Below are 23579 nucleotides of genomic sequence, written 5' to 3'. Positions count from 1 at the left end.
ATGACACCGAAACAAATTTTATTCGCTGCATTTATCTGCTTCTTCTCAATTGTATCAATTAGTGCTCAAGAATTTGTAGTCCCTGAAAACTATAGCCTGGTAGCTGCTGATGATTATGAGCCTTACAAACAAGATGTACTGAATGCTATTCAATGGCTGGAAACCACACCATTAAATGAACAACATGACAAAAGAAAGGAAGTTAGTGCCTTTTTTATGAAATGGGTTACTGGTAGTCCAACCGTTTCAATTAGTCTTATGCCTTACGTATTAGATCTTTCTGAAAAAAACGCAGAGTTATTATCTATTTTTCTTGGAGGATGGACCAAGGCTTCAATAGAACAGAATTATAAAATTACAGACACTCAAGGAAATATAGCCGGAATTAAAAGCATCTTAAATTTTTATTCAAAGAATCGAAAAGCAGGCATCATTAAAAACAAAGTCATTGAGAAATTACTAAAACAAAAAACCGATAAGAATCTTGAAAAATGGTTAGAGAAGAACTCTTTAGATTAAAGTTTCCAATTGGTGAATTTACTAAACCTGAACACATTAGTGATCATGAAATTTCTCAATGGATTGCTCATATTGAATCCTTTCCGAGTAAGGTTAAAGAACTTACTGATGACTTAACTGTTAATCAATTAAACTGGAAATATAGACCAGAAGGATGGACGATTAAACAAGTGGTTCATCATTGTGCGGACAGTCATATGAATAGTTTGATTCGTTTCAAACTAGCACTTACCGAAGATACGCCAACTATAAAACCTTATTATGAAGACCGTTGGGCAAATTTAGTCGATGGGAATGATGATAATTTAGAAGATACGTTGTATTTGCTAAAAGGCTTGCACGCTAAGCTCACAACTTTGCTTCGCAACCTTTCACCTTCAGACTTATTAAAAGAATTCGTTCATCCAGAACACGGAAAACATTTTAGATTGGATGAAACTATAGGTGTTTATGCATGGCATTGCAACCATCATTTGGCACATATAAAACAAGCTTTAGAATACAAAGGACAGTTTAACAAAACCACTTAATAAGTGAAGCCAACTCGAATTCCTCCCCATTTTGCTAAGGCTCCAGTTGCAAACTCTCTAGTTATGCTAGAACGCGTATATTCAAAATACATTGTTTTGGTTTGAATAACCATGCCGAGATTGAATTGTGACGTAAATCGTTCAATATTTTCAGATGAAATAGTATATGGACTGTCGCGATTTATCAATCCGCCTTGCAAGGTAGCGTCATAACCTACAACACTAATTACAGGTTGAGCATACACATAAATTTGAAAATTACTCTGATTATCTTCGGAAGAAAAAGAATCTTTAAACTTTCCAAGAATCACATTTGTACCAACTGAAGCATTTGTAAATAAGGTTCCTAGATTCAAATTAGATTGAATTTGTAGAGATGCCAGATTGTTAACTTTTAAAATCTGCTTTTCTATACCAATATTATAATTGACAACGATATCATTTTTAATTTGATGTCTCCATCCTCTTGGCACTTTATTTCCCGTAGCTTTATGAATTCCAACCTGCATTTCTTCTCCAAACGCTCCAGGACCAATAATTCCGAGATTAACTGAAGAATGTATTCTTAATTGTTTGTCTGCGTTTTGAGCAACCACAAAAGATTTAAGCATTATTGAAGCTGCAAAAGGTCTGTCGTTAAACTGAATTTCTGGCAAATCATATCGATTAGGTGTAAAGCCTATATGCTCTATTGAAAATCCGTATTTCAACGGATAGTTTTGTGGCGTAATTAAAAATGAATTGATTGGGTTTTTATTAAAAAATGGAGATACAAATTCTAAATTATATCCTTGTGTATAATTTTTATCACTTGCAGCAAAATAATCATTGTCATAATTAAATCTGAAGTAACGTTTGCTATCCATATTTCTGAAAGAAACCAAATGATCTATTTTTTGAGCATTAGTTATGCCGCAAAAAATTAATACGAATAAAGAAATTACAATCTGTTTGTTCATATTCTATTTACGATATACAAGACATTGTGGTTTTAACTTTCTTCTGAAAGATTACAAATAAAAAAGCCGTCTTTCGACGGCTTCCCTAGCAAATCTAGTTTAGTAATTATTACTAACTACTAATCTAAAATCAGCTTATATGTTACAGCATTGTTTTCAGAAGAAATATTTAAAATATATAATCCTGAAGCCAATCCGTTAATATCAATTGTATTTAATCCTGACTTTAACATGGTTTCTTTTACTAATGTTCCAGTAATAGAAATCACTTTCAGATTAACATCACCTGTAATTGAAGTACCTAATTCAATATTAAACACGCCTTTTGTTGGATTAGGATACACGTTTAAAACAGCACCTTGATTAAAGCTATCAATAGATAATGCCACTTGAGATTCGTATGCTCCAATATCACGAGAAGCTCCAAATACAGGTTGTCCTATTTGATCGGAAAACGCATCTCCAGAATCACCAGCATCAAAAGCCGGAGAACCATTCAATAATTGATGCGTAAATGTTGTTCCTCCATTGTCTTGCAACGGACCAACAAGTGGATCACCTCCTTCTATATCATTGGCTTGAGGAGCGAAAACAGATAAATCATCAGTACCTATTAAGTTGTAATCATCTGATGATAATAATCCTGAAACATCAGTCCCAGAACTCGCTGTATTTAATGCAACTATTGTATTTTTAAGAGACACATTAGTCACTGCATCAATTCCTCCACCATTTCCAGGAGAAGTATTCAATGCAATTGTTGAAGCATTAATATCAAAACTAGCTCCATTATTAAAGATTCCACCACCAGATACTGATGCAGAGTTTCCTGAAATGGTACTTGTCAACACAGTTGTAATAGCTCCAGTATTCCCGAATACTCCACCACCTTCACCAGCAGTATTATTATCAATAGTAGATGTTGAAACATTCATTGTTGTTCCACCTTGATTCCATAAACCACCACCTTCATTAGCAGCAGCATTTCCGGTAATTGTACTTGTAGAAATAATAACCGTTCCAAACATTCCAGTAACATGCAATCCTCCACCATTTCCTGGTGCAGCAGTTCCTGCCAATCCGTTAACGTCATTTGCAGACATTAAAGAATTCGTAAATAATAAATTCCCATCAATAATTTCAATAGCTCCACCAGCTCTGTTAGCAGCATTTCCTTCGAATATTGAATTTGTTACTGTAACATCTCCAGCAGTACTTAATAATCCACCACCTGAAGCCGAATTTCCAGTTGCTAAGTTATTTGAAACAAGACTATTATTTGTGATGTTTAGAGTTCCTCCATTATTGAAGATTCCTGCTCCACCATCATCTGCAGCATTCCCTAAAGCTGTATTAGCAATTATACTAACGTTATCCAAAGTCATCACACCAGAACCATTCCATAATCCTCCACCTTCTAAAGCAGCTAAATTACCATTAACCGTTCCTCCTGTAATTGTTGAATTACCTGGACCTGTCATGTGTAATCCACCACCATTTCCTGGCGTAAAACCTGTTGTATTGTTATTTAAAGCAACATTGAATAATGTAATCGTTCCTGTAGCATTTGAAGAATTGTCTTCAATTCCTCCACCTGCTCTAATAGAAGAATTCCCTGAAATTTCAGAATCAGATACTGAAACAGAACCTCCATCAACATTTTGAATTCCACCACCAGAACCAGCAGTTCCAGTTGCAGTATTATTCGTTATGACTGTTCCATTTTGAACGATAAGTGTTCCTCCATTATTAAATAAAGCACCACCACCATTATCTGCACCATCACCTTGAGCGTTATTACTATCTAAGGTAGTTCCATCAACGGTCATCATTCCAGAACCATTCCATAACCCTCCACCTTCTGAAGCAGCAGTATTCATATTTACAGTACCACCAGTAACATTAACCATACTGTTTCCACTCACGTGCAAGGCTCCACCATTTCCAGGAGCACCAATTCCAGTAACAACACCAGTATCATTAGAATTTAAACTTACATTGGTTAGCGTTACTGCTCCACCTCCATTAGTTTCAATTCCTCCACCTGCGCGATTAGATTGATTATCTATTATTGTGATTCCGTTTGCTGTCAAAGTTCCAGCAGCATTTAGAATTCCACCACCTGTTGATTGCGCACCATCGGCAACGTTATTTGAAATGACTGTAGCACCTGAAATATCCAGAGTACCACCTTCATTAAAAATTCCACCACCACCTGCAGCTCCTGCTACTGTAGCATCATTTCCAGATGCGGTGTTTCCGTCAACTGTATGATTAATGATTGTCATAATCCCCGAACCATTCCAAAGTCCTCCACCTTCATTGGCAGCAGTATTTCCATTAGTAGTTCCTCCTGTAATCGTTGAGTTTCCAGGACCAGTAATATGTAATCCACCACCATTTCCTGGTGCCGAAGCCGTTGAATTATTATTTAGAGTTACATTTGTTAATGTGATTGTTCCTACGGCTGAGGTAGAATTATCTTCGATTCCACCTCCAGCACGATTAGCTGAATTCCCTGAAATAATAGAGTTAGAAACTGAAACGCTTCCTCCAGACACATTCTGAATTCCACCACCAGAACCTGAAGTTCCATCCGCTAAATTATTAGTGATTGTTGTTCCGTTTTGAACAATAAGTGTTCCTCCATTGTTGAAGATTCCTCCTCCACCATCATCGGCAGCTGGTCCATTTGCGGTGTTTCCATTTATAATCACACCAGCAACAGTCATTGTACCAGAACCATTCCATAAACCACCACCTTCACGAGCGGCAACATTAGCATTAAAAGTTCCTCCTGTAATGTTCGAATTAGCAGCTCCAGTTATATGTAGTCCACCACCATTTCCTGGTGCAGATCCTGTTGTATTTGAAATTACTGTTGAATTCGTAACATTTAATGTTCCTTCAATAAGTTCTATACCACCACCAGCACGATTGGCTGAGTTTGTAGATATTTCAGAATCTAAGATTGTTACAACTCCATCAGTTGAGAATACACCACCTCCTGAACCTGAAGTACCAGTCGCAGTATTATTCGTTATTGTTGTACCTCCTTGAACATTAAGAGTTCCTCCATTATTAAAAATTCCGGCACCACCATCATCAGCAGCAGGCCCTTGAGCATCATTACTATCAATCGTCACATTAATTACAGTCATCGTTCCAGAACCATTCCAAAGACCTCCACCTTCTCGAGCAGCTACATTACTATTAACCGTTCCACCTAAAATAGACGCATTAGCAGAACCAGTAATATGAAGTCCACCACCATTTCCAGGTGAAGATCCTGTGTTATTAAAGTCTAGAGTTGTATTAACCAAATTAAGATTTCCTTCAATTAATTCAATTCCTCCACCAGCACGATTTGATGTATTATAAGCAACCCATGATGAATTTACGGTTACATTTCCAGCAGTACTAAAAATTCCTCCACCAGAACCTGAAGCTCCAGAAGCTAAATTGTTTGTTACTGTTGTTGAATTCTGAGCAACAAAAGTTCCTCCATTGTTGAAGATTCCTCCACCTCCTGTATCTGCATCTGCACCTTGAGCATCGTTTCCATCTACCAAGGTATTATCTACAGTCATGGTTCCTAAATTATTCCATAAACCTCCACCTTCTGAAGCAGCCAAATTGTTGGTAACTGAACTATTATTTATTGTTGCATTTGTAGTCCCAGATAAATGAATTGCTCCACCATTTCCCGGATTTGGACTAATAGAATTCCCTAGACCAATATCAACTCCAGCCGCATTCCCAGTTAAAACTACTCCGTTTAAAGTTAAAGTATTTCCGGAACTATCTTCAATAGCTCCACCTGCTCTACTAGCATAGTTTACAGATATTGTTAATCCGGAAGCTAAATTTAAAGTCCCTCCAGTATTATTAAAAATGGCACCACCACGTCCACCAACATCAGGAGCATCTGCTATATTTCCAGTTAATGTTGTAGCTGCATCAACATTAAGAGTTCCTCCATTATTAAAGAGTCCTCCTCCACCTGTAACATTTCCATTCGCGATATTTCCCGAGATTAATGTACCATTGATTGACATAGAACCTGAACTATTCCAAAGTCCACCACCTTCAAAGGCTGTGTTATTTGAAACTGTTCCTCCATTATAAACCACGTTTCCTGCTCCTGAAATATGCAAACCACCACCATTTCCAGGTGCTGGTCCGTTAACTGTATTTCCAATCAAGGTGACATTGTTAAACGTATAAGTTTCGCCTGATGCTGAATTGATTTCAATTCCACCACCAGCTCTATTTGCTGTGTTATTTTCAATTGTTAATCCGTCAACATTTAAAGTTCCTGGAGTTAGTGAAAAAATTCCTCCTCCTGAACCTAAAGTTCCTGACGCTATATTGTTTGTTATTGTTGTTCCGTTTTGAACAATCAGTGTTCCTCCATTATTGAAGATTCCTCCACCTCCATTGTCTCCGCCTGCACCTTGTGCATCATTACCATCAATTACCATTGCGTCCACAGTCATTGTACCAAAGCCATTCCATAGAGCACCACCTTCAAGTGCTGCTACATTTCCTGAAGCAATTCCTCCATTAATAGTTACAGAACCATTACTAGACACGTGAATTCCTCCACCATTTCCAGGTTGCGCTGTTGCTGGTGACACACCTGCATTGTTATTTAAAAGCGATACATTATTTAATGTTGTTGTGATGGTTGCTCCGCCAGCAGTTTTATCTTCAATTCCTCCACCAGCTCTGTTAGCTGTGTTTGAAGATATTTCAGAATCATTGACGACTAAAATTCCGCCAACATCGTTAAAAATTCCACCACCTGAACCAGCTGGCGAACCTGTTGCATTGGCAACATTATTAGTAATAACGCAATCACTGATAGTTACAGCAGCATTTGTCATATAAATACCACCTCCATCTGATGCAACACCATTGGTAATTGTTAAATTATTTAATGCTACATTTCCTGCAGTGATATTAAACACTCGACCATTGAAGTTTGCATCGATAACAACTGTAAGTACAGGAGTTCCATTAATAGTAAGATCTTTATCTATTAAAAGTTCAGCATTTAAAGTTACAGTTGTAACAGCTGGCAGAAATGTAATTGTGCCTCCCATTGGAGTATCTGCGATTTCATTTCGTAATGTTCCGTCTGATCCATCATCTAAACCACTTGTCACAATTTGTGCGAATGAAGATGCTGAGATAAATAAAGCTATTGCGAATGCAATAACAAGTGTAGTTTTGTTTCTCATTTGATTAGTGTTTTTTTGTTAAAATTTTGATTATAACGCCCTTTTGGGAAGGCAAAAACACTTACGAGAAAATGGAATGATGGGTTTTGTAAAAATGTTATATTAACATTAATTTAACATTTTGCATTACTAACGAATACGTGATTGTCATCAATATAAATAGAAGCTATTTAATAGTTACATGCGTTCTGGAACATCAACACCTAATAAGCCAAATGCATTTTTAATAACGTTTGCAACCGTTTGCGATAATTGCACCCGAAATGTTTTTTCAGAGTCATTATCTGCACCCAGAATTGACACGTTTTGGTAAAATGAATTAAACTCCTTTACCAAATCATAGGTATAGTTTGCTATTAAAGCGGGACTATGTTGTTGTGCTGCATTCTGAATGACTTCAGGAAATATCTCAAGTTGCTTCAATAGTTCCTTTTCTTTAGGATGAAGAGACACATCCTGTGTGCTCAGTGTGACATCTTTATTCAAATCTGCTTTTCTTAATATAGACTGAATTCTTGCGTAGGTATATTGAATAAAAGGCCCTGTATTTCCTTGAAAATCTATAGATTCTTTAGGATCGAATAAAATTCGCTTCTTAGGATCAACCTTCAATATGTAATATTTTAACGCGCCAAGACCAATCGTTTTATAAAGTTCTTGTTTTTCTTCTGAAGAATAACCATCTAACTTACCTAGTTCTTCTGAAATTTCTTCAGCTGTTTGAGCCATTTCTAGAATTAAATCGTCAGCATCTACAACAGTACCTTCTCTACTTTTCATTTTTCCTGAAGGCAAATCAACCATTCCGTAGCTCAAATGAAATAAGTTTTTAGCCCAATCAAACCCTAACTTTTTAATGATTAAGAACAAGACTTGAAAATGATACTCCTGCTCATTACCAACAGTATAAACCATACCTCCAACATCTGGAAAATCTTTCACACGTTGAATGGCAGTACCAATATCTTGCGTCATATAGACTGCTGTGCCATCACTTCGCAAAACGATTTTTTCATCAAGACCATCTTCAGTTAAGTCACACCAAACAGAACCATCGTCTTTCTTATAAAAAACGCCTGTTTTTAAGCCTTCGGCAACAAATTCCTTTCCTAACAAGTAGGTTTCACTCTCATAATAGAGTTTATCGAAATCAACACCTAAATTTTTATAAGTTTCATTAAAGCCCTTATAAACCCAACCGTTCATGGTTTGCCATAGCGCTACAACCTCATCATCTTCAGCTTCCCATTTTTGAAGCATTTGTTGCGCTTCTAATAATAATGGTGCATTTTTCTTAGCGTCTTCTTCAGATAGTCCTTGAGATACTAATTCTTGTATTTCCTTTTTGTATTCTTGATCAAACTTGACGTAGTAATTTCCGACGAGCTTATCGCCTTTTAATCCAGTAGATTCAGGAGTTTCTTCATTTCCGAAACGCTTCCAAGCCAACATGCTCTTACAAATATGGATCCCTCTATCGTTGATAATCTGTGTTTTATAAACTTTCTTTCCTGAAGCTTTTAAAATTTCAGAAACACTATAGCCTAATAAATTGTTTCTAATATGTCCTAAATGCAATGGTTTGTTCGTATTTGGTGAAGAATACTCAACCATAATTGCTTTTTCAGAAGGATTAGGCGTCACAAATCCGAAGTCTGTTTTACCTTTAATACTGTTGAAGAAATCAATATAATAGGACGCGCCAATTTCCAGGTTCAAAAACCCCTTGACAACATTAAAATCTTTTACTTCTGAAACATGCTCAACCAGATAATTTCCAATGTGTTCACCAATTTGAACTGGATTACCTTTTACAATACGTAACATTGGAAACACGACCACAGTTATATCGCCTGCAAACTCTTTACGAGTGGCCTGAAATTCAACCGATTCTAAATCAGCACTGTAAATTGATTTTACAGCCTGTTGCACATGATTTGATAGTGTCTCCTGAAGATTCATTTTAATCCTTTTTTATAAGTCTGCAAAGATAGGTTTTTTATTATTTTTTTATGGCGATGGCTAGCTTAAATTGATTATTTTAAGAGTTATCGATCATTTTAAATTATAGAATTATCGTTAAGTTTGATCTAGAATTAAATTAATGAAACTACTTACACCTCTTTTATTACTTTTTATATGTGCTAGTTGTAGCAATTCTGACGACTTTAAAGTCCAACAGGACAATCCACCTGAAGATAATTCTACGTTTTACAAAGGCATGGATTTATCGTTTCAATCTGAATTGGAAGATTATAATCTCGATTATAAAGATGAAAATGGAACTCCTGTTGAACTTCTTGATTTTGTTTCTGAAAAAGGCACCAATCTTGTTCGGCTTAAATTATGGCATACACCTCAAGATGGAGAAAATGGTTTAGAGGATGTCAAGACTTATGCGCAACGTGTGAAAGCTAAGCAAATGGGCTTTTTATTAAATATTCATTACAGTGATTATTGGGCAGATCCGGGAACACAAAATCCTCCAGTAGCTTGGCAAAATATGACCAATGAAGACATACGCATTGCTATTTATGAGTACACCAAAAATGTAGTTACGCAGTTAAAAAATCAAAATACGCTTCCAGACATCATACAAATTGGAAACGAAACCGACAGTGGATTTTTATGGAATTACGGAAAAGTCTGGGGAGATTTTTCAAATAACTGGAGCAACTTTACCATGTTAGTTAAAGAAGCGATTCGAGCTGTAAAAGAAGTAGATACAGATGATTCGGTTAAAATTATGTTACATCTTTCTAATCTGGAAAATGCTATATTTTTCTTTGATGAGCTTAGTGCTTTTAATGTTGATTATGATATCATCGGACTCTCTTATTATCCGCAATTTCATACTAAGGATTTAAATCTGGTTCAATTTAAACTGAATGAACTTGCAACAACCTTTGATAAAGATGTTCTTATGGTTGAAGTTGCCTATCCATTTACATTAGATTGGAATGATAACAGCACAAACTACATTGGCAGTGAAAATCAAATTTTAAGTCAGTTTTCAGCGACACCTCAGGGCCAGAAAGCGTATTTTACATGGTTAGTTAATACCCTAAAAAATATACCTAATAATCGAGGTATTGGTTTCTGTTATTGGGCTCCAGATTGGGTTGCGTTTTCTGGCAACGAAAACACCTCAACATCAGGAAGTTCTTGGGAAAATCAATGCATGTTTGATTTCAACCTTAAGGCGTTGCCTATTTTTGATATCTACAAAAACAACTAGTTAATAATCAGAGCTTTAAACACAAACATGCATTTCATCGATAAAAGTGCTGTTTTTCTATGTTTTTTACCGTTCATCTATTCGTCGATTTTTTCATAATTTCTAAAGGTCACTTTATCTAATTTTTAGGTATTAAAACCCAAAAATTAGCAAATTAGAACCCTTTTATCCATTTTTGGTAAGCTATTAATCAAGAGTCCCAAACGTTGATGAAACTTAATATTCAATCATTATTGAGGTTACCCTTGACTTATTTAAACTTAGTTCCCCTTTCCCTCAAGGTTAATAAGAGTTTAAACAACTCGGTAACTTTTAATACAACGCTATGAAGCAGTTAATTACATTAGCTGTTTTATGTTCTTCGCTTTTTTGTTTTTCCCAAACAAATGAGATCGATAGTCTTACTATACAATTAGCTTATCAAAAACAAGACTCTTCTAAAGTAGACACTTCGTTGTATTTGATTAAGGCCTTGTACAAAAGCGGGAACTTTAAAAAAGCGCTGTTGTATATTGACCAAACGGAAAGACTTTCAAAATTCTTAAATCATAACAAAGGCATAGCTGATGTAAACTACTACAAAGCATTAATCTATTCACATAATGATGATTACTACAATGCGATTGATGGTTATAACAAATCAAAAAAATACTACACACAGCTCGGAGATACTTTAGGAATCGCTAAAGTGAACAATAGTATTGGATTAATTGAAATAAAACGTGGAAATTATAGTGTTGGACTTGAGAATTCGCTATCAGCTATTCAAACTTTTGAAACCAGAAATCTTTTAGATGAACTGAGCTCAGCTTATAATAATTTAGCTGAAGCGTATTATAACACGCATCAGGTGGATAAGGCTTTAGAGTTTAATATTAAAGCTTTAAATGTAAGAGAACAATTGAAAGATAGTTCTGGAATTAAAACATCTACTAAAAACATTGCTTCCTTATATTCAGATAGAAAAGAGCACAGAAAAGCTATTGAATATTACGAGAAAGTTTTAAAGCTATTAAACCCCAAAGAAGACCAAGCCATTCGAGGAGAAGTTCTTCCACGAATTGGTAGCGAATACCTTCAGTTTAAAGACTACGACAAAGCTGCTGAATATCTAGTTGAAGGATTAAAATTTAATAGAAGCACAAAAAATGATGATGGCATCTTAAGAACATTGAATGCGATTGGAGAGCTTAATATGCAACAAAACAAATTGAAGCTTGCAGAAATTCAATTAAATGAAGCTTACAATATTGCAACCAAAATTAATAATAAACCTGAGCTACTAAAAAATTACAGGTTATTAAAAGAGCTAGACTCTATCAATGGTAGGTTCCAAAATGCATTCTTTTGGCAGGCCAAATACTACGAACTAAAGATTGAATTGGATCAAGCTAAACAACCTAAAATTCCAGTTGACACTAACAGTATCAAAAATGAAGTTGTAGATCCTATTGAAGATGATGCTTTTAATTCTATTGCAAAACAAGAAGAAGATAAAAAAAATGAAGAAGAGATTAAACGTTTAAAAGCCATTGCATATACCTCTATTGCTGCATTTTTAATTGTATCTACGATTTTGCTACTCATCTATTTGAAACGTAAAAACACCTTAAAATTCAATAGAGAACTACAAGAAAAAAGCACACAAGTTCAATTACAAAATGAAGTTTATTCTGAACAGATTAAAAGCCTAGAAGAAATCAATAAGGTAAAAGACCGACTGTTTTCAATTGTTTCTCACGATTTAAAAGATTCTATCTCATCAATAAAGGCCTTTATTGATCTCTTAAAAGAGGATAGTATTTCTCGTGAAGAGTTTTATAATTTGGTTCCTGAGTTAAGTGAAAATGCCGATAATGCTTCTTCATTATTATACAATCTGTTGAACTGGTCAAAGTCACAAATGCAAAATCTTAAACCAAAACCAGAACTTTTTAATATTCAGGAAGTCTTCAAAAATAAGATGGCACTTGTAGAACAAAAAGTTGAACAAAAACGTATTGTTCTTATTGATGAATCGCGTAGAGACTTTATCTATGCCGACAAGAGTATGATTGAAATCGTGATTCAAAACTTAATTACAAATGCGGTGAAGTTTACACGCGTTGGAGATGTGATTACAGTTTCAAATAACGACCACGACGGAAAATCTCTAATTTGCATTGAAGATACAGGTGTTGGAATCTCTCGTGAAAATGTTGACAAATTATTTCAGAATGGAACTTTTACAACCAGAGGTACAAATAATGAAAAAGGCACAGGTCTCGGACTTAGTATTTGTAAAGAATTGGTAGAACTTAATGGTGGACGAATTTGGGTTGAAAGCACACCTAATGTTGGCACGAAGTTCTATGTTGAACTTCCAAAGAATAAACCGACAGAATAATTCTTGGTTTTGTGTATCTTAGCAAAAACCAATCACAAACATGAAACATTTTATTCTCTCTCTTGCTGTTGTAGCAACTCTATTTAGTTGTAAAAATTCTGAAACAAAACCTGAAGAAACTGTAAAAGACAATCATCTACAAGATTTATTTAGCATGATGCAAGGCTCTTTTAGTTCTGAGGTTCAAGCTGAAATAGACTCCACTTACTTCAACATCTCGCTTCACATGTATCCTATTTGGGAAGATAAAGGGAATTATTTATATGTTGAACAAGCCTTAAATGCCAGACAAAATAAACCTTACAGACAGCGCGTTTATGAAGTTACCCAGCTAAATGATAGCATCTTCAGTTCTGCTGTTTACACGATTGAAAACGATTCGTTATGGATTGGTAAATGGAAAACACCTAAAGCATTTGATTCGTTATCTATGAATCAGGTTACTAAAAAGGAAGGCTGTGAAGTCTTACTCAAGCGAATCGACACAGATTATTTTAAAGGCGAAACAGGCGAAAAAACATGTGAGAGCACTTTATATGGAGCCTCTTATGCAACAAGTGAAGTTGAAATCTTATCAGATAAAATCATATCCTGGGACAGAGGATTCGACGATAAAGGCGAACACATCTGGGGAGCTGAAAAAGGTGGATATATTTTTAATAAACTAGATTAAAAATTTCAAAGTAGAAATAGACTGTTTGGTATACCTTCATTTAGCATTAACGTCATACTGAACTCGTTTCAGCATCACATTACTAATTGACATTCCACTAATTGTTAATTGACACCCTGAAACAAGTTCAGAGAGACGATTTAATGATTTAAATTATGAATCCCTTCTGAAAAAACGCAAGCTTAAACTTAGTTAAGCGACAAGTTTTTAGGTAAAAACACTTCTGCCATCATACAACGTGCACTGCCTCCACCACAAGTTTCAATGGTTTCCAAAGAACTGGACAAAATCGGACAATGTTTTTCTATAGCAGCAATTTGTTTAGGAGTTAAGCTATCATGAGCTGCTTTACTCATGACTAAATAACGCTGATTGTGATGACCTTGCACTTGTAACATGTTTCCAGCAAACTGATGCATTTGTGCTTCAGAAATTTCTATAATTTCCTTACCATCTTGTTTAAGATGTTTGACAACACTTTTGCGCTCTTTTTTATCGTCAATACTATCCAAACAAATCACTGCAAATTTTTCGGCCAAGCACATCATCACATTGGTGTGATAAATCGGAAGACGCTTCCCTTCAACCGTTTGATAAGCAGTAAAAATAATTGGTGTGTATTCAAAATCTTCACAAAACTCGATAAATAAATCCTCATCAGCTCTTGGAGACAAAGCACAATAAGCTTTATGGTTAATACGATCTAAAAGCAAACTGCCTGTTCCTTCTAAAAAAACACCTTCATCTTCAGCACTTGTGTAATCAACAATATTCTCAATTTTAAAGCCTTCGTTTTCTAAACGAATAAAGACTTCGTCACGACGCTCTCTTCGCCTGTTTTCAGCAAACATTGGATACAAACCAACATCTCCATTTTCGTGAAAACTCACCCAATTATTAGGGAATATCGAATCAGGTGTATCCATTAATATGTCATCTTGTTCGACAATTACATTAACACCAACAGCTTTTAACTTTTCGACAAATGCATCAAATTCTGCTTGAGCTTTTGCATTAATCTCAGCATTTTTAATATTTAAATCTTCCTGAAAATAGTTATTGATAGCTGTTTGCTCATTCATCCTAAAACTTATAGGACGGATCATTAAAATCGTATTTGTAGTTTGTGACATATTGTATGAATAATATGCGCAAAATTAGCACTTTTTAGTATTGATAAGCTTAATTATTAAAACAAAAATAGCATCCTAAAGAATTAAATCACATTTCTTTTAAACTCTTTGTCGATGATCCAATCTAAAGCCTCTTCTCTATCTACAAAAATTTTAATATTCTCTCTTTCTTTTAAGCTAATAATGGTTTTCGTTGCTAAAGCACTTCCTAAAGTCCCTACTAAAACCGCCATTTTATGAATCTCTTCAAGATTGGCAATAATTTTTTGAGCTTCAAACGTATAAGAATAAGAGTTCTTTTTATTAATTAATAGCGAGAATGGTGCTTTAAAATGAGAGAGTAGAAAATCATGATATGCATCAACTAAATGCTCATCCATTTCTATACCTTCATCTATGATAACTTCGGCTAAGTGATTGTTAATAGTGATAATTGTTCCGAAGGAAAGCTTATAAACTTTTTCACTTTGTGTCATTGTATGTTATTTTAAAGGGATAATTTAAAATTAGGACAAAAAAGTATGGCGATTACAGTTTTTCAATAAAACAATTCACAACATATTAACATAAATGCTTAACCAGCTAATTAACAGACCTATTTTTTAAGTAAGTTTGACATTCAAATATTTCACATTATGAAAAAGCTAATTATTTGTTTAGTCATCTTAAGTTCTTGTACTTCACCTGAACGCAAATCTGAAACCGATTTTACAACAATATTTGAAAAATCAAATGGTACAGAAACAGCGACCTATGAACAAACCATTGCTTTTTACACTGATTTAGCTGAAACGTATGCTGAAATTTCTATACAAGCTATAGGAGAAACTGATTCTGGCAAACCGCTTCACATTGTTACTCTTAATCCAAGTCAAGTATTTGACTATGAATCCATACGAAAAAAAGGCAAACGTATGTTGCTCATCAATAATGGTATTCATCCAGGAGAATCTGATGGTATCGATGCTACCATGTTACTATTTCGAGATTTAGTACAAGGAAAAATCAATATGCCAAAAGAAACTGTTATAGTAACCATTCCTATTTATAATATTGGTGGAAGCTTAAATCGAAACTCGACGACCAGAACCAATCAAAACGGACCAAAAGAATATGGCTTCAGAGGTAACGCTAGAAACTATGATTTGAATAGAGATTTTATTAAAAGTGACACAAAAAATGCACGGACATTTGCAAAAATTTTTCATCTAATTCAGCCTGATGTGTTTATAGATAATCACGTAAGTAATGGCGCAGATTACCAATATACCTTAACCCATTTATTTACACAACACAACAAATTAGGAGGATCTTTGGGTAACTTTTTGCATACTAAGATGATGCCTCAACTAGAACAAAAACTAGAAGACAAAGATTGGGATATTACGCCTTACGTGAATGTTTTCAATAGAACTCCGGAAAAAGGATTTAGTCAGTTTATGGATTCGCCAAGGTATTCAACGGGTTATACTACGCTTTGGAATACACTTGGAATGATGGTTGAAACACACATGCTCAAACCTTATAAACAACGCGTTGAAGGCACTTACGAACTGATGAAAAGTATGATTGAAATTGTTGAAAGTGAAGGCGAAGAAATTTCAGAATTAAGACAACATGCTTTTGAAGAATTTCAGAAAAAGTCAACATATCCAATTCAATGGACTATCGACACAACTCAAACTACCACATTGCAGTTTAAAGGTTTTGAAGGACAAATGACTGACAGCGATGTAACAGGCTTTCAACGTCTAAAATACGATGCAACAAAACCGTTTACAAAAGAGATCACATATCAAAACTATATGACATCTACTTTAGAGGTTGACATCCCAAAAGCGTATGTGATTCCGAAAAGCTGGTGGACTATCATTGATTTACTCAAAATGAATAACGTCGAAATGACTTCATTTGAAAGGGATACAACACTCAATGTCAATTTATATAAAATTAAAAACTACGACACCACGTCACAGGCTTATGAAGGTCATTATCCGCATTATAACGTAGAAGTAGAATCTCATAAACAAAACATTATGTTTTCTAAAGGTGATTATTTGATTCACACAAATCAGGATGCATTTCGATACCTCATCGAAACACTTGAACCACAAGCTCCAGATTCATTTTTTGGCTGGAATTTCTTTGATACCATTCTTCAGCAAAAAGAAGGATTTTCACCTTATGTATGGGAAGACAAAGCCAAACTACTATTAGAGCAGAATCCGCAAATTGAAAAAGAATTCCTTTCCAAAAAAGAAAATGATCAGGAATTTGCAGCCAATTGGTATGCGCAATTAGACTGGCTTCATAAACAGAGTGAACATTATGAAAATGCACATTTGCAATATCCTGTATATCGCTTATTTTAAAACGCCTAAATATATTTTTCACTTTTGTAAAAGCGATTCAAAAATTATCTAATTTTGTCAAAAATATACATCGCAATTTTGCGTCATTAATGAATAAATACATTGTTGTAAATCAGCCTGATAAATGGAATTTTTCAGTTGATAATATTACAGTAATTTCATCTCAGGATTATCTTACAAATCCTAAATATTCACTTCTTAAAAAAGCACGAATTTTTAACCTTTGCAAAGAGTATTCGTATCAATCGAAAGGCTATTACGTGTCCCTTTTAGCCGAAGCCAGAGGACATTTAGCCATTCCAACAATCAAAAATATTGTTGATTTGACGACACTCAAACTGGTAAAAATAGTTTCAAATGAGTTTGATGATGTGATTCAGTCGAGCTTAAAAAACATCAAATCACAGGAGTTTACTTTGAGTATTTATTTTGGACAAAACGTAGCGCAAAAATATCGTGAGTTGAGCGCTTTGTTTTACAGAAATTTTCAGGTGCCTTTTTTAAGAGTAAAATTTAACCATACCACAAAATGGAATATTCAAAGTATTAAGGCGATTCCTGAATCTGAAATCCCAAAAGAGCATTTTGAAAGTGCTCAGGAATTTGCTATTCAATATTTTTCGAAAAAGAGATATGATACACCAAAAATTCAAAACTATGATTTTGATTTGGCCATTTTAGTCAACCCTGATGATCCTGCTCCTCCAAGTAATCCAAAAGGTTTAAAAAAGTTTTTAGATATCGCAGACAAAATGAATATTTATGCTGAAATCGTTGAACCTAAAGATTTATCAAGACTATCAACTTTTGATGCGCTTTTTATAAGACAAAGCACTGAAGTTAACAATGAAGCTTATTCTTTTGCCAGAAAAGCACAACAGGAAGGCATTGCTATTATTGATTATCCTGATGCAATCTTGAAATGTTGCAATAAAGTCTATATGGCTGAAGCATTAAACAATGCCAACATTGCAACTCCAAAAACAGTTATCATACATAAAGACAACAGACATGAAGTGGTTAAAGCTGTCGGTTTACCTTGTGTGTTAAAAGCACCTGATTCTACATTTTCATTTGGTGTAAAAAAAGCTAAAACCCAAGAGGAATACGATCTTTTAGTTTCAGATATGCTTAAAGAATCTGATCTTATTATCGCTCAGGAATTCTGTCCTTCAGATTATGACTGGAGAATCGGAATTATAGATGACGAGCCTTTCTATGCCTGCAAATATTATATGGCTAAAGGTCACTGGCAAATCTACAACTGGAATGCCAAGAAAAAGAAAGAACAAGATGGAGAAGCCGATTGCCTTCCTATTGAGCAAGTTCCAAAAGACGTGATTCAAATGGCCATAAAATCGGCAAAATTAATGGGTAAAGGTCTTTATGGTATTGATATTAAAGTCGTGAACGACAAACCAATGGTTATTGAAATAAACGATAATCCGAATATCGATTTTGGTGTAGAAGATTTGCATTACGGAGATTTGATTTACACAAAAATTCTTTCAGCATTTAAAAACAGATTAGATTAAACATGAGTAAAAAATATCATTTATTTGAAGTTTATGGAATTGAACTCGAATACATGCTTGTATCTTCAACCGACTTAAAAGTTGCTCCAGCTGTAGATCAATTGTTGACGCTTAAACATGGTGAATTAACATCAGATATTGAAAATGGTTCTATTGCCTGGAGTAATGAATTGGTAGCGCACGTCGTCGAATTAAAAACGAACGGACCAACTCACAATATTGAATCGTTATCTGAAGATTTTCACCAAAATATTAAAGAAATCAATCAGTTGTTGCGAGAACACCATATGATGCTATTGCCAACAGCTTCGCATCCTTTAATGAATCCATCAACTGACACACAACTATGGAAGCACAGTTACAGTGAAGTTTACGAACTTTATAACAGAATTTTCGATTGCAAAGGTCATGGATGGAGCAATGTTCAGAGCACACATATCAATTTACCGTTTTTTAATGATAAAGAATTTGAACAACTGCATGCAGCTATCAGACTTATTTTACCATTAATTCCGAGTTTATGTGCGAGTTCTCCAATTCTGGAAGGCAAAAGCACTGAGTTTATGGACTCTCGATTAGAATTTTATAAAACCAATCAGAAAGAAATCCCAGAAATGACTGGTCTGGTTATCCCAGAACGCGTTTTTTCAAAAGACGATTATCATACTACTATTTTTGAGCCCATTAAAAGAGCAATCAAACCTCATGATACTAATAAAATTTTAGATCATCATTTTTTAAATTCCAGAGGAGCTATTGCGCGTTTTGACAGGAATGCCATCGAAATTCGTTTGGTTGATATTCAGGAATGTCCGAAAGCAGATATTGCGATTTGTATTCTAATAATTGAAGTATTGAAAGCTCTTGTTGCTGAAGACATTTGCTCTTTACGAACTCAGAAATCATGGTCAAAACAGGATTTATTTGAGATTTTAAATGATGGAATTAAACATGGAGAACATTCTAACATCACCAATTTAAAATTCCTTAAGACCTTCGGAATAGATATCGAAATGACCTCACAAGATGTATGGAGGCATTTGTATGAAATTGTAAAAGATAATATCAGTCCAGAACACAGAAATACACTTGATATCATTTTAGCTGAAGGCACCTTATCTACGAGAATATTAAAAGCTATCGGTTCTAATTTTTCAGAAAAACACATTAAAAAGGTATATTTAAAACTTGCGGAATGCCTTGAGAACAATACACTTTTCATACCATGATTCTCATATTAACTTGTGAACATGGTGGAAATGAAATTCCCGATTCTTACAAGTTCGTATTCAACAATGCATCAAAACAATTACAAACACATCGTGGCTTTGACCTTGGCGCTTTAGATACTTTTGAATACCTAAAAGATCTCGCTCGTTTTTCAATGTATAGCAAAACGAGTCGGCTTTTAATTGAACTGAATCGCTCATTACATCACAACAATCTATTTTCAGAATTTACAAAATCATTAAAACCTGAACATAAGAACAACATTATTGAAACTTATTATTTGCCTTATAGAAATTGTGTAGAATCTGAAATATCAAAACTCATCTCAAATGATGAACTTGTATTACATTTATCGATACACAGCTTTACACCAAAATTAAATTCAGTTGAACGAAAGTGTGATGTTGGTTTGCTTTATGATTCTGAACGACATTTGGAAAAAGAATTTTCTAAGGCATTAAAATTGCAACTTAACATTGTAAATCCAGATTTAAATGTGAGATACAATTATCCATATTTAGGAAAGGCTGATGGCTTCACATGCTATTTACGAAAACAATTTCCTGAACACTATATAGGAATTGAAATTGAAATCAATCAGAAATTTTCAAAATCAAATGTGATGGATTCTAACCTGAAGCAAACACTTCGATTAGCGATACAATCTTGTTTACAGTTTAGAAAATAATTTTTAAATCAGGCTTCTGATATTGGCATAGCTGTTTTCAAGAGCTTTTATCTGTTCTTCTTGATTTAGCCAAACGACCTTAGTAATGCCTTCATTTTCCTGAGGTAATAAATCTCCTTTATAATTGGACTTCATTTCAAACCAGTAGGTGATTTTTATTTTATGTTTCCCATTGCGTTTGAAAATATGGTACGTCGTTTCCATTGGTTTTACTATCGATAATCCTGAAACACCTGTTTCTTCTTCAACCTCTCTTAAGGCAGTTTCTTCAATGGTTTCTTTTCCTTCAGTTTTTCCCTTAGGCAAATCCCATTTATCATTTCTATAAATGAAAAGCACTTCTCCTTTATCGTTAATCACTTTTCCTCCTCCAGCAATCACATTGGGAAGCTTTTTCAGGAATTTTTTGATTAAAGTTTCTTGCTTTTTGCCAATAATGCGAACTTCTTCCAAAGAGGTCGAATTCAATTCTTTTATAACTTTTCCGATATTAACTGAAGACATGAGGTAATTTTTAAAATTGTGTTCAGGGCTAACTTCTGTGGTTAGAATTATAGGTTTGTCATTTACAAAAATGCGATACATCAGTTATGGTCATAGTATTTGGAAGGTAAAAATATCATTTTTTAAACTACTTTGTTTCATTTTAAAATTAATTTATTCAGAGTTTGAAAATAAATTAGGTTTAAATTATGTAATTTTGCACCATGATTTTTGACAAAGAAACCGCAAAACAAACTGCCGAAGTTTTATTACAAATAAATGCAATAAAACTTCAACCTAATGACCCTTTCACTTGGGCATCAGGCTGGAAATCTCCCATATATTGTGATAATAGAATTGTACTTTCTTTTCCCAAAATTAGAAACTACATACGCACTACAATGGCAAAAAAAATTGAAGCAAAATATGGCCACATCGATGTTATTGCTGGCGTTGCAACAGGTGCCATCGGGATTGGTGTATTGGTCGCTGAAGAATTAGGCTTACCATTTGTATATGTAAGACCAGAAGCTAAATCACATGGACGTCAAAATCAAATAGAAGGTTTTGTAGAAAGTGGACAAAATGTGGTAGTGGTTGAAGATTTAATCAGTACTGGAAAGAGCAGCCTCAATGCTGTAAAAGCACTAGAAGAAGCTAAAGTAAACGTTAAAGGCATGGTCGCTATTTTCTCTTATGGATTTGAAGTCGCTCGTGCTAATTTTGAAAAGGCAAATGTGGAACTTCATACCTTAAGCAATTATGAAAATTTGTTAGAGCAAGCTTTAGACACGAAATATATTACTTCAAAAGAACAAGACATTTTAGCACTTTGGAATGCTAATCCGAGTGAATGGAATGCTAATTGATATAAAAATATTAAGTTATGAAGTTGTAAAGATGTAGAGTTGGTATATTTCACTCCATGATTACCTTTACATCAATTTAACGACTTATGAACAAACAACTTAACATACAAATAAAATGAATTTAGAATCACCAAAAACTACCATACCAAAATCGGCTAAAGACACATTTGATTTTTTATCTGATGTAAAAAATTTCGAAAAGTTAATGCCAGAAAATATAAGCAAATTTGAAGTTTTAGATGACGATAAGTTTGTATTTGCGCTAAAAGGTATGCCAGAAATCGTGCTTAAAAAGAAAGAAGCTATTTCACCTAATAAAATTGTTTTAGGTGCAGCTGGAGGTAAATTAGATTTTTCACTTACTGCAGACATTGCTCCTATTGACGAGAACACAAGTGAAGCTCAATTAACGTTTGATGGTGAGTTTAATGCTATGATGGCCATGATGATTAAAGGTCCAATCAGTAAATTTATTGAGACCTTATCGATAAATATTCCAAAAGCTGTTTAAAAAAGCAGTTGCACATCTTTAAGTTCAAATAATTTTATAATACCATCTTCAACTAGTACTTTTAGATGACCTGAACTACTTACGCCTTTTATATATCCCGAAAACAGATTACCATTGGTATCCTTAAATGTTGAAGGTTTATCTTTTCTAAATAAATTAGTTTCATAAGCGTTCTTTAAAATGTGATAAGATTTAGAGTTCACTAATGAAAAATAGTATGTTAACTGTTTTAAAATTTCCTGTAACACATATTCTCGATCAAATTTCTCACCGGAAACTGAACGCATAGATGTTGCATTTGGTAAATCATTAAAATGCGTTTGATTTACATTAAGTCCAACTCCTATAATTGAAGACTGTAATTTGTTTTGTTTAATGACATTTTCTATCAAAATACCACATATTTTTTTTTGCTCTGACAAAATGTCGTTAGGCCATTTGATTTTAAGTGAGTTTATTTGGAACACTTTTAGGGCTTCAAAAACAGCAATAGACACAGCCATACTCAAGGAAAAATGCGACCTAACATCTAAACCTTTTATATCCTTAAACACACTAAACATAAGGTTTTTTTCGTTTTGAGATTGCCACTGTGTGCCCATTTGACCTCGACCATCAGTTTGATAATTCGCAACGACAACTGTGAAATCGTCAACCGATTCTTCAGCGCTCAACTGGCGCAAAAAAGAGTTCGTCGAGTCAATGGCATTAAGTTTGATGATACGCATAGTATTGTGTTAAAAAACTTTAAGAATTTCTTATAATCAATTAAGCATAATAAGAGTAAAAAAAATAATAACTTTGCACAAAATTAAATCAATTTAATGGCGAAAAAAAATACGAGCCCAGACGAACTAATAGCAACAGTAATTGCTGGTATTGAAGATGTAAAAGGAAAAGAGATTACAATTCTAGATTTAAGAGAAATTGAGAATACGGTTTGTGATTATTTCATTATTTGCGAAGGTACTTCCAACACACAAGTAAACGCCATTGTAAACTCCATTCAGAAAAAAGTAAGTAAAGAGCTTAAAGATAACCCTTGGCATGTTGAAGGTGTTGATAATGCGGAATGGGTTTTAATGGATTATGTGAATGTCGTAGTACATGTGTTTCAGAAGCATATCAGATCTTACTATGACATTGAAAGTCTTTGGGGAGACGCAAAGACCACAGTTATAGAAACAAGTTACTAATAAAATTAGCC

At 34.3% G+C, this 23579-nt stretch carries 19 protein-coding genes; 12 read left to right on the top strand and 7 right to left on the bottom strand.

Annotated elements, in window-relative coordinates:
- Positions 1-519, top strand: coding sequence for a hypothetical protein (locus TD18_RS03880; RefSeq protein ID WP_040248673.1), 519 nt, complete (start codon positions 1-3; stop codon positions 517-519).
- Positions 492-1049, top strand: a complete 558-nt coding sequence (locus TD18_RS03875) for a YfiT family bacillithiol transferase (RefSeq protein ID WP_040248671.1) — start codon at positions 492-494, stop codon at positions 1047-1049. Before TD18_RS03880 ends, TD18_RS03875 begins: the two co-directional genes overlap by 28 nt.
- Here the strand turns inward: TD18_RS03875 and TD18_RS03870 are convergent.
- The 3 genes from TD18_RS03870 to argS all read right to left on the bottom strand — a co-directional run bounded on the left by TD18_RS03870 (position 1046) and on the right by argS (position 9216).
- Positions 1046-2008 carry a lipid A deacylase LpxR family protein gene (locus TD18_RS03870; RefSeq protein ID WP_040248666.1) on the bottom strand — a complete coding sequence of 321 codons (963 nt, stop codon included), beginning with the start codon at positions 2006-2008 and terminating at the stop codon, positions 1046-1048. The two genes, TD18_RS03875 and TD18_RS03870, sit on opposite strands and share 4 nt — an antisense overlap.
- 119 nt (positions 2009-2127) lie before the next feature.
- Positions 2128-7254, bottom strand: coding sequence for a beta strand repeat-containing protein (locus tag TD18_RS03865; RefSeq protein WP_052461028.1), 5127 nt, complete (start codon positions 7252-7254; stop codon positions 2128-2130).
- A gap of 177 nt (positions 7255-7431) precedes the next feature.
- Entirely contained in the window at positions 7432-9216 is a 1785-nt protein-coding gene (gene argS / locus TD18_RS03860) for an arginine--tRNA ligase (RefSeq protein WP_040248662.1), read from the bottom strand.
- A gap of 142 nt (positions 9217-9358) precedes the next feature.
- Here argS and TD18_RS03855 point away from each other — a divergent pair, with 142 nt between their 5' ends.
- The 3 genes from TD18_RS03855 (at position 9359) to TD18_RS03845 (ending at position 13551) form a co-directional block, all read left to right on the top strand.
- Entirely contained in the window at positions 9359-10492 is a 1134-nt protein-coding gene (locus TD18_RS03855) for a glycoside hydrolase family 53 protein (protein WP_040248659.1), read from the top strand.
- Positions 10493-10817: 325 nt separating this feature from the next.
- The gene (locus TD18_RS03850) at positions 10818-12878 is read left to right on the top strand and encodes a tetratricopeptide repeat-containing sensor histidine kinase (protein WP_040248656.1); all 2061 of its coding nucleotides are present in this window, start codon (positions 10818-10820) and stop codon (positions 12876-12878) included.
- 40 nt (positions 12879-12918) lie between these two features.
- Positions 12919-13551 carry a chromophore lyase CpcT/CpeT gene (locus tag TD18_RS03845; protein ID WP_040248654.1) on the top strand — a complete coding sequence of 211 codons (633 nt, stop codon included), beginning with the start codon at positions 12919-12921 and terminating at the stop codon, positions 13549-13551.
- A gap of 188 nt (positions 13552-13739) precedes the next feature.
- Here TD18_RS03845 and ctlX read toward each other — a convergent pair whose 3' ends face one another.
- A complete protein-coding gene (gene ctlX / locus TD18_RS03840; protein ID WP_040248651.1) occupies positions 13740-14684 on the bottom strand; it encodes a citrulline utilization hydrolase CtlX in 945 nt (314 codons plus the stop codon).
- 83 nt (positions 14685-14767) lie between these two features.
- The gene (locus tag TD18_RS03835) at positions 14768-15160 is read right to left on the bottom strand and encodes a hypothetical protein (RefSeq protein WP_040248649.1); all 393 of its coding nucleotides are present in this window, start codon (positions 15158-15160) and stop codon (positions 14768-14770) included.
- A 159-nt stretch (positions 15161-15319) separates the two neighbouring features.
- Here TD18_RS03835 and TD18_RS03830 point away from each other — a divergent pair, with 159 nt between their 5' ends.
- From TD18_RS03830 to TD18_RS03815, 4 genes are all read left to right on the top strand, one after another.
- The gene (locus tag TD18_RS03830; RefSeq protein ID WP_040248647.1) at positions 15320-17056 is read left to right on the top strand and encodes a M14 family metallopeptidase; all 1737 of its coding nucleotides are present in this window, start codon (positions 15320-15322) and stop codon (positions 17054-17056) included.
- Between the two features lie 89 nt (positions 17057-17145).
- Entirely contained in the window at positions 17146-18591 is a 1446-nt protein-coding gene (locus TD18_RS03825; RefSeq protein ID WP_040248644.1) for a RimK family protein, read from the top strand.
- A gap of 2 nt (positions 18592-18593) precedes the next feature.
- The gene (locus TD18_RS03820; RefSeq protein WP_040248642.1) at positions 18594-19820 is read left to right on the top strand and encodes a glutamate-cysteine ligase family protein; all 1227 of its coding nucleotides are present in this window, start codon (positions 18594-18596) and stop codon (positions 19818-19820) included.
- Positions 19817-20509: an N-formylglutamate amidohydrolase gene (locus TD18_RS03815; protein WP_040248639.1), complete on the top strand. Its 693-nt coding sequence runs from the start codon at positions 19817-19819 to the stop codon at positions 20507-20509. Before TD18_RS03820 ends, TD18_RS03815 begins: the two co-directional genes overlap by 4 nt.
- Positions 20510-20512: 3 nt before the next feature.
- Here TD18_RS03815 and TD18_RS03810 read toward each other — a convergent pair whose 3' ends face one another.
- Positions 20513-21094 carry an NUDIX hydrolase gene (locus tag TD18_RS03810; RefSeq protein WP_040248636.1) on the bottom strand — a complete coding sequence of 194 codons (582 nt, stop codon included), beginning with the start codon at positions 21092-21094 and terminating at the stop codon, positions 20513-20515.
- Between the two features lie 122 nt (positions 21095-21216).
- Between TD18_RS03810 and pyrE the strand changes: the two genes are divergently transcribed.
- Both pyrE and TD18_RS03800 read left to right on the top strand, forming a co-directional pair.
- Positions 21217-21861: an orotate phosphoribosyltransferase gene (gene pyrE / locus TD18_RS03805; protein ID WP_040248634.1), complete on the top strand. Its 645-nt coding sequence runs from the start codon at positions 21217-21219 to the stop codon at positions 21859-21861.
- Between the two features lie 115 nt (positions 21862-21976).
- A complete protein-coding gene (locus TD18_RS03800; RefSeq protein WP_040248632.1) occupies positions 21977-22372 on the top strand; it encodes an SRPBCC family protein in 396 nt (131 codons plus the stop codon).
- Here TD18_RS03800 and TD18_RS03795 read toward each other — a convergent pair.
- Positions 22369-23100 (bottom strand): biotin--[acetyl-CoA-carboxylase] ligase, encoded by a 732-nt coding sequence (locus TD18_RS03795; RefSeq protein WP_040248627.1) that lies wholly within the window; start codon positions 23098-23100, stop codon positions 22369-22371. The genes TD18_RS03800 and TD18_RS03795 overlap by 4 nt on opposite strands.
- 96 nt (positions 23101-23196) lie before the next feature.
- Between TD18_RS03795 and rsfS the strand changes: the two genes are divergently transcribed.
- Positions 23197-23568, top strand: coding sequence for a ribosome silencing factor (gene rsfS, locus TD18_RS03790; protein ID WP_033960754.1), 372 nt, complete (start codon positions 23197-23199; stop codon positions 23566-23568).
- The last annotated feature ends 11 nt before the right edge of the window (positions 23569-23579 follow it).

This window comes from Psychroserpens mesophilus (assembly GCF_000826645.1).
Lineage (GTDB): Bacteria > Bacteroidota > Bacteroidia > Flavobacteriales > Flavobacteriaceae > Psychroserpens > Psychroserpens mesophilus.
The sequence above is the reverse complement of the archived record's forward strand: the minus strand, read 5'-3'. Positions and strand labels throughout refer to the sequence as shown.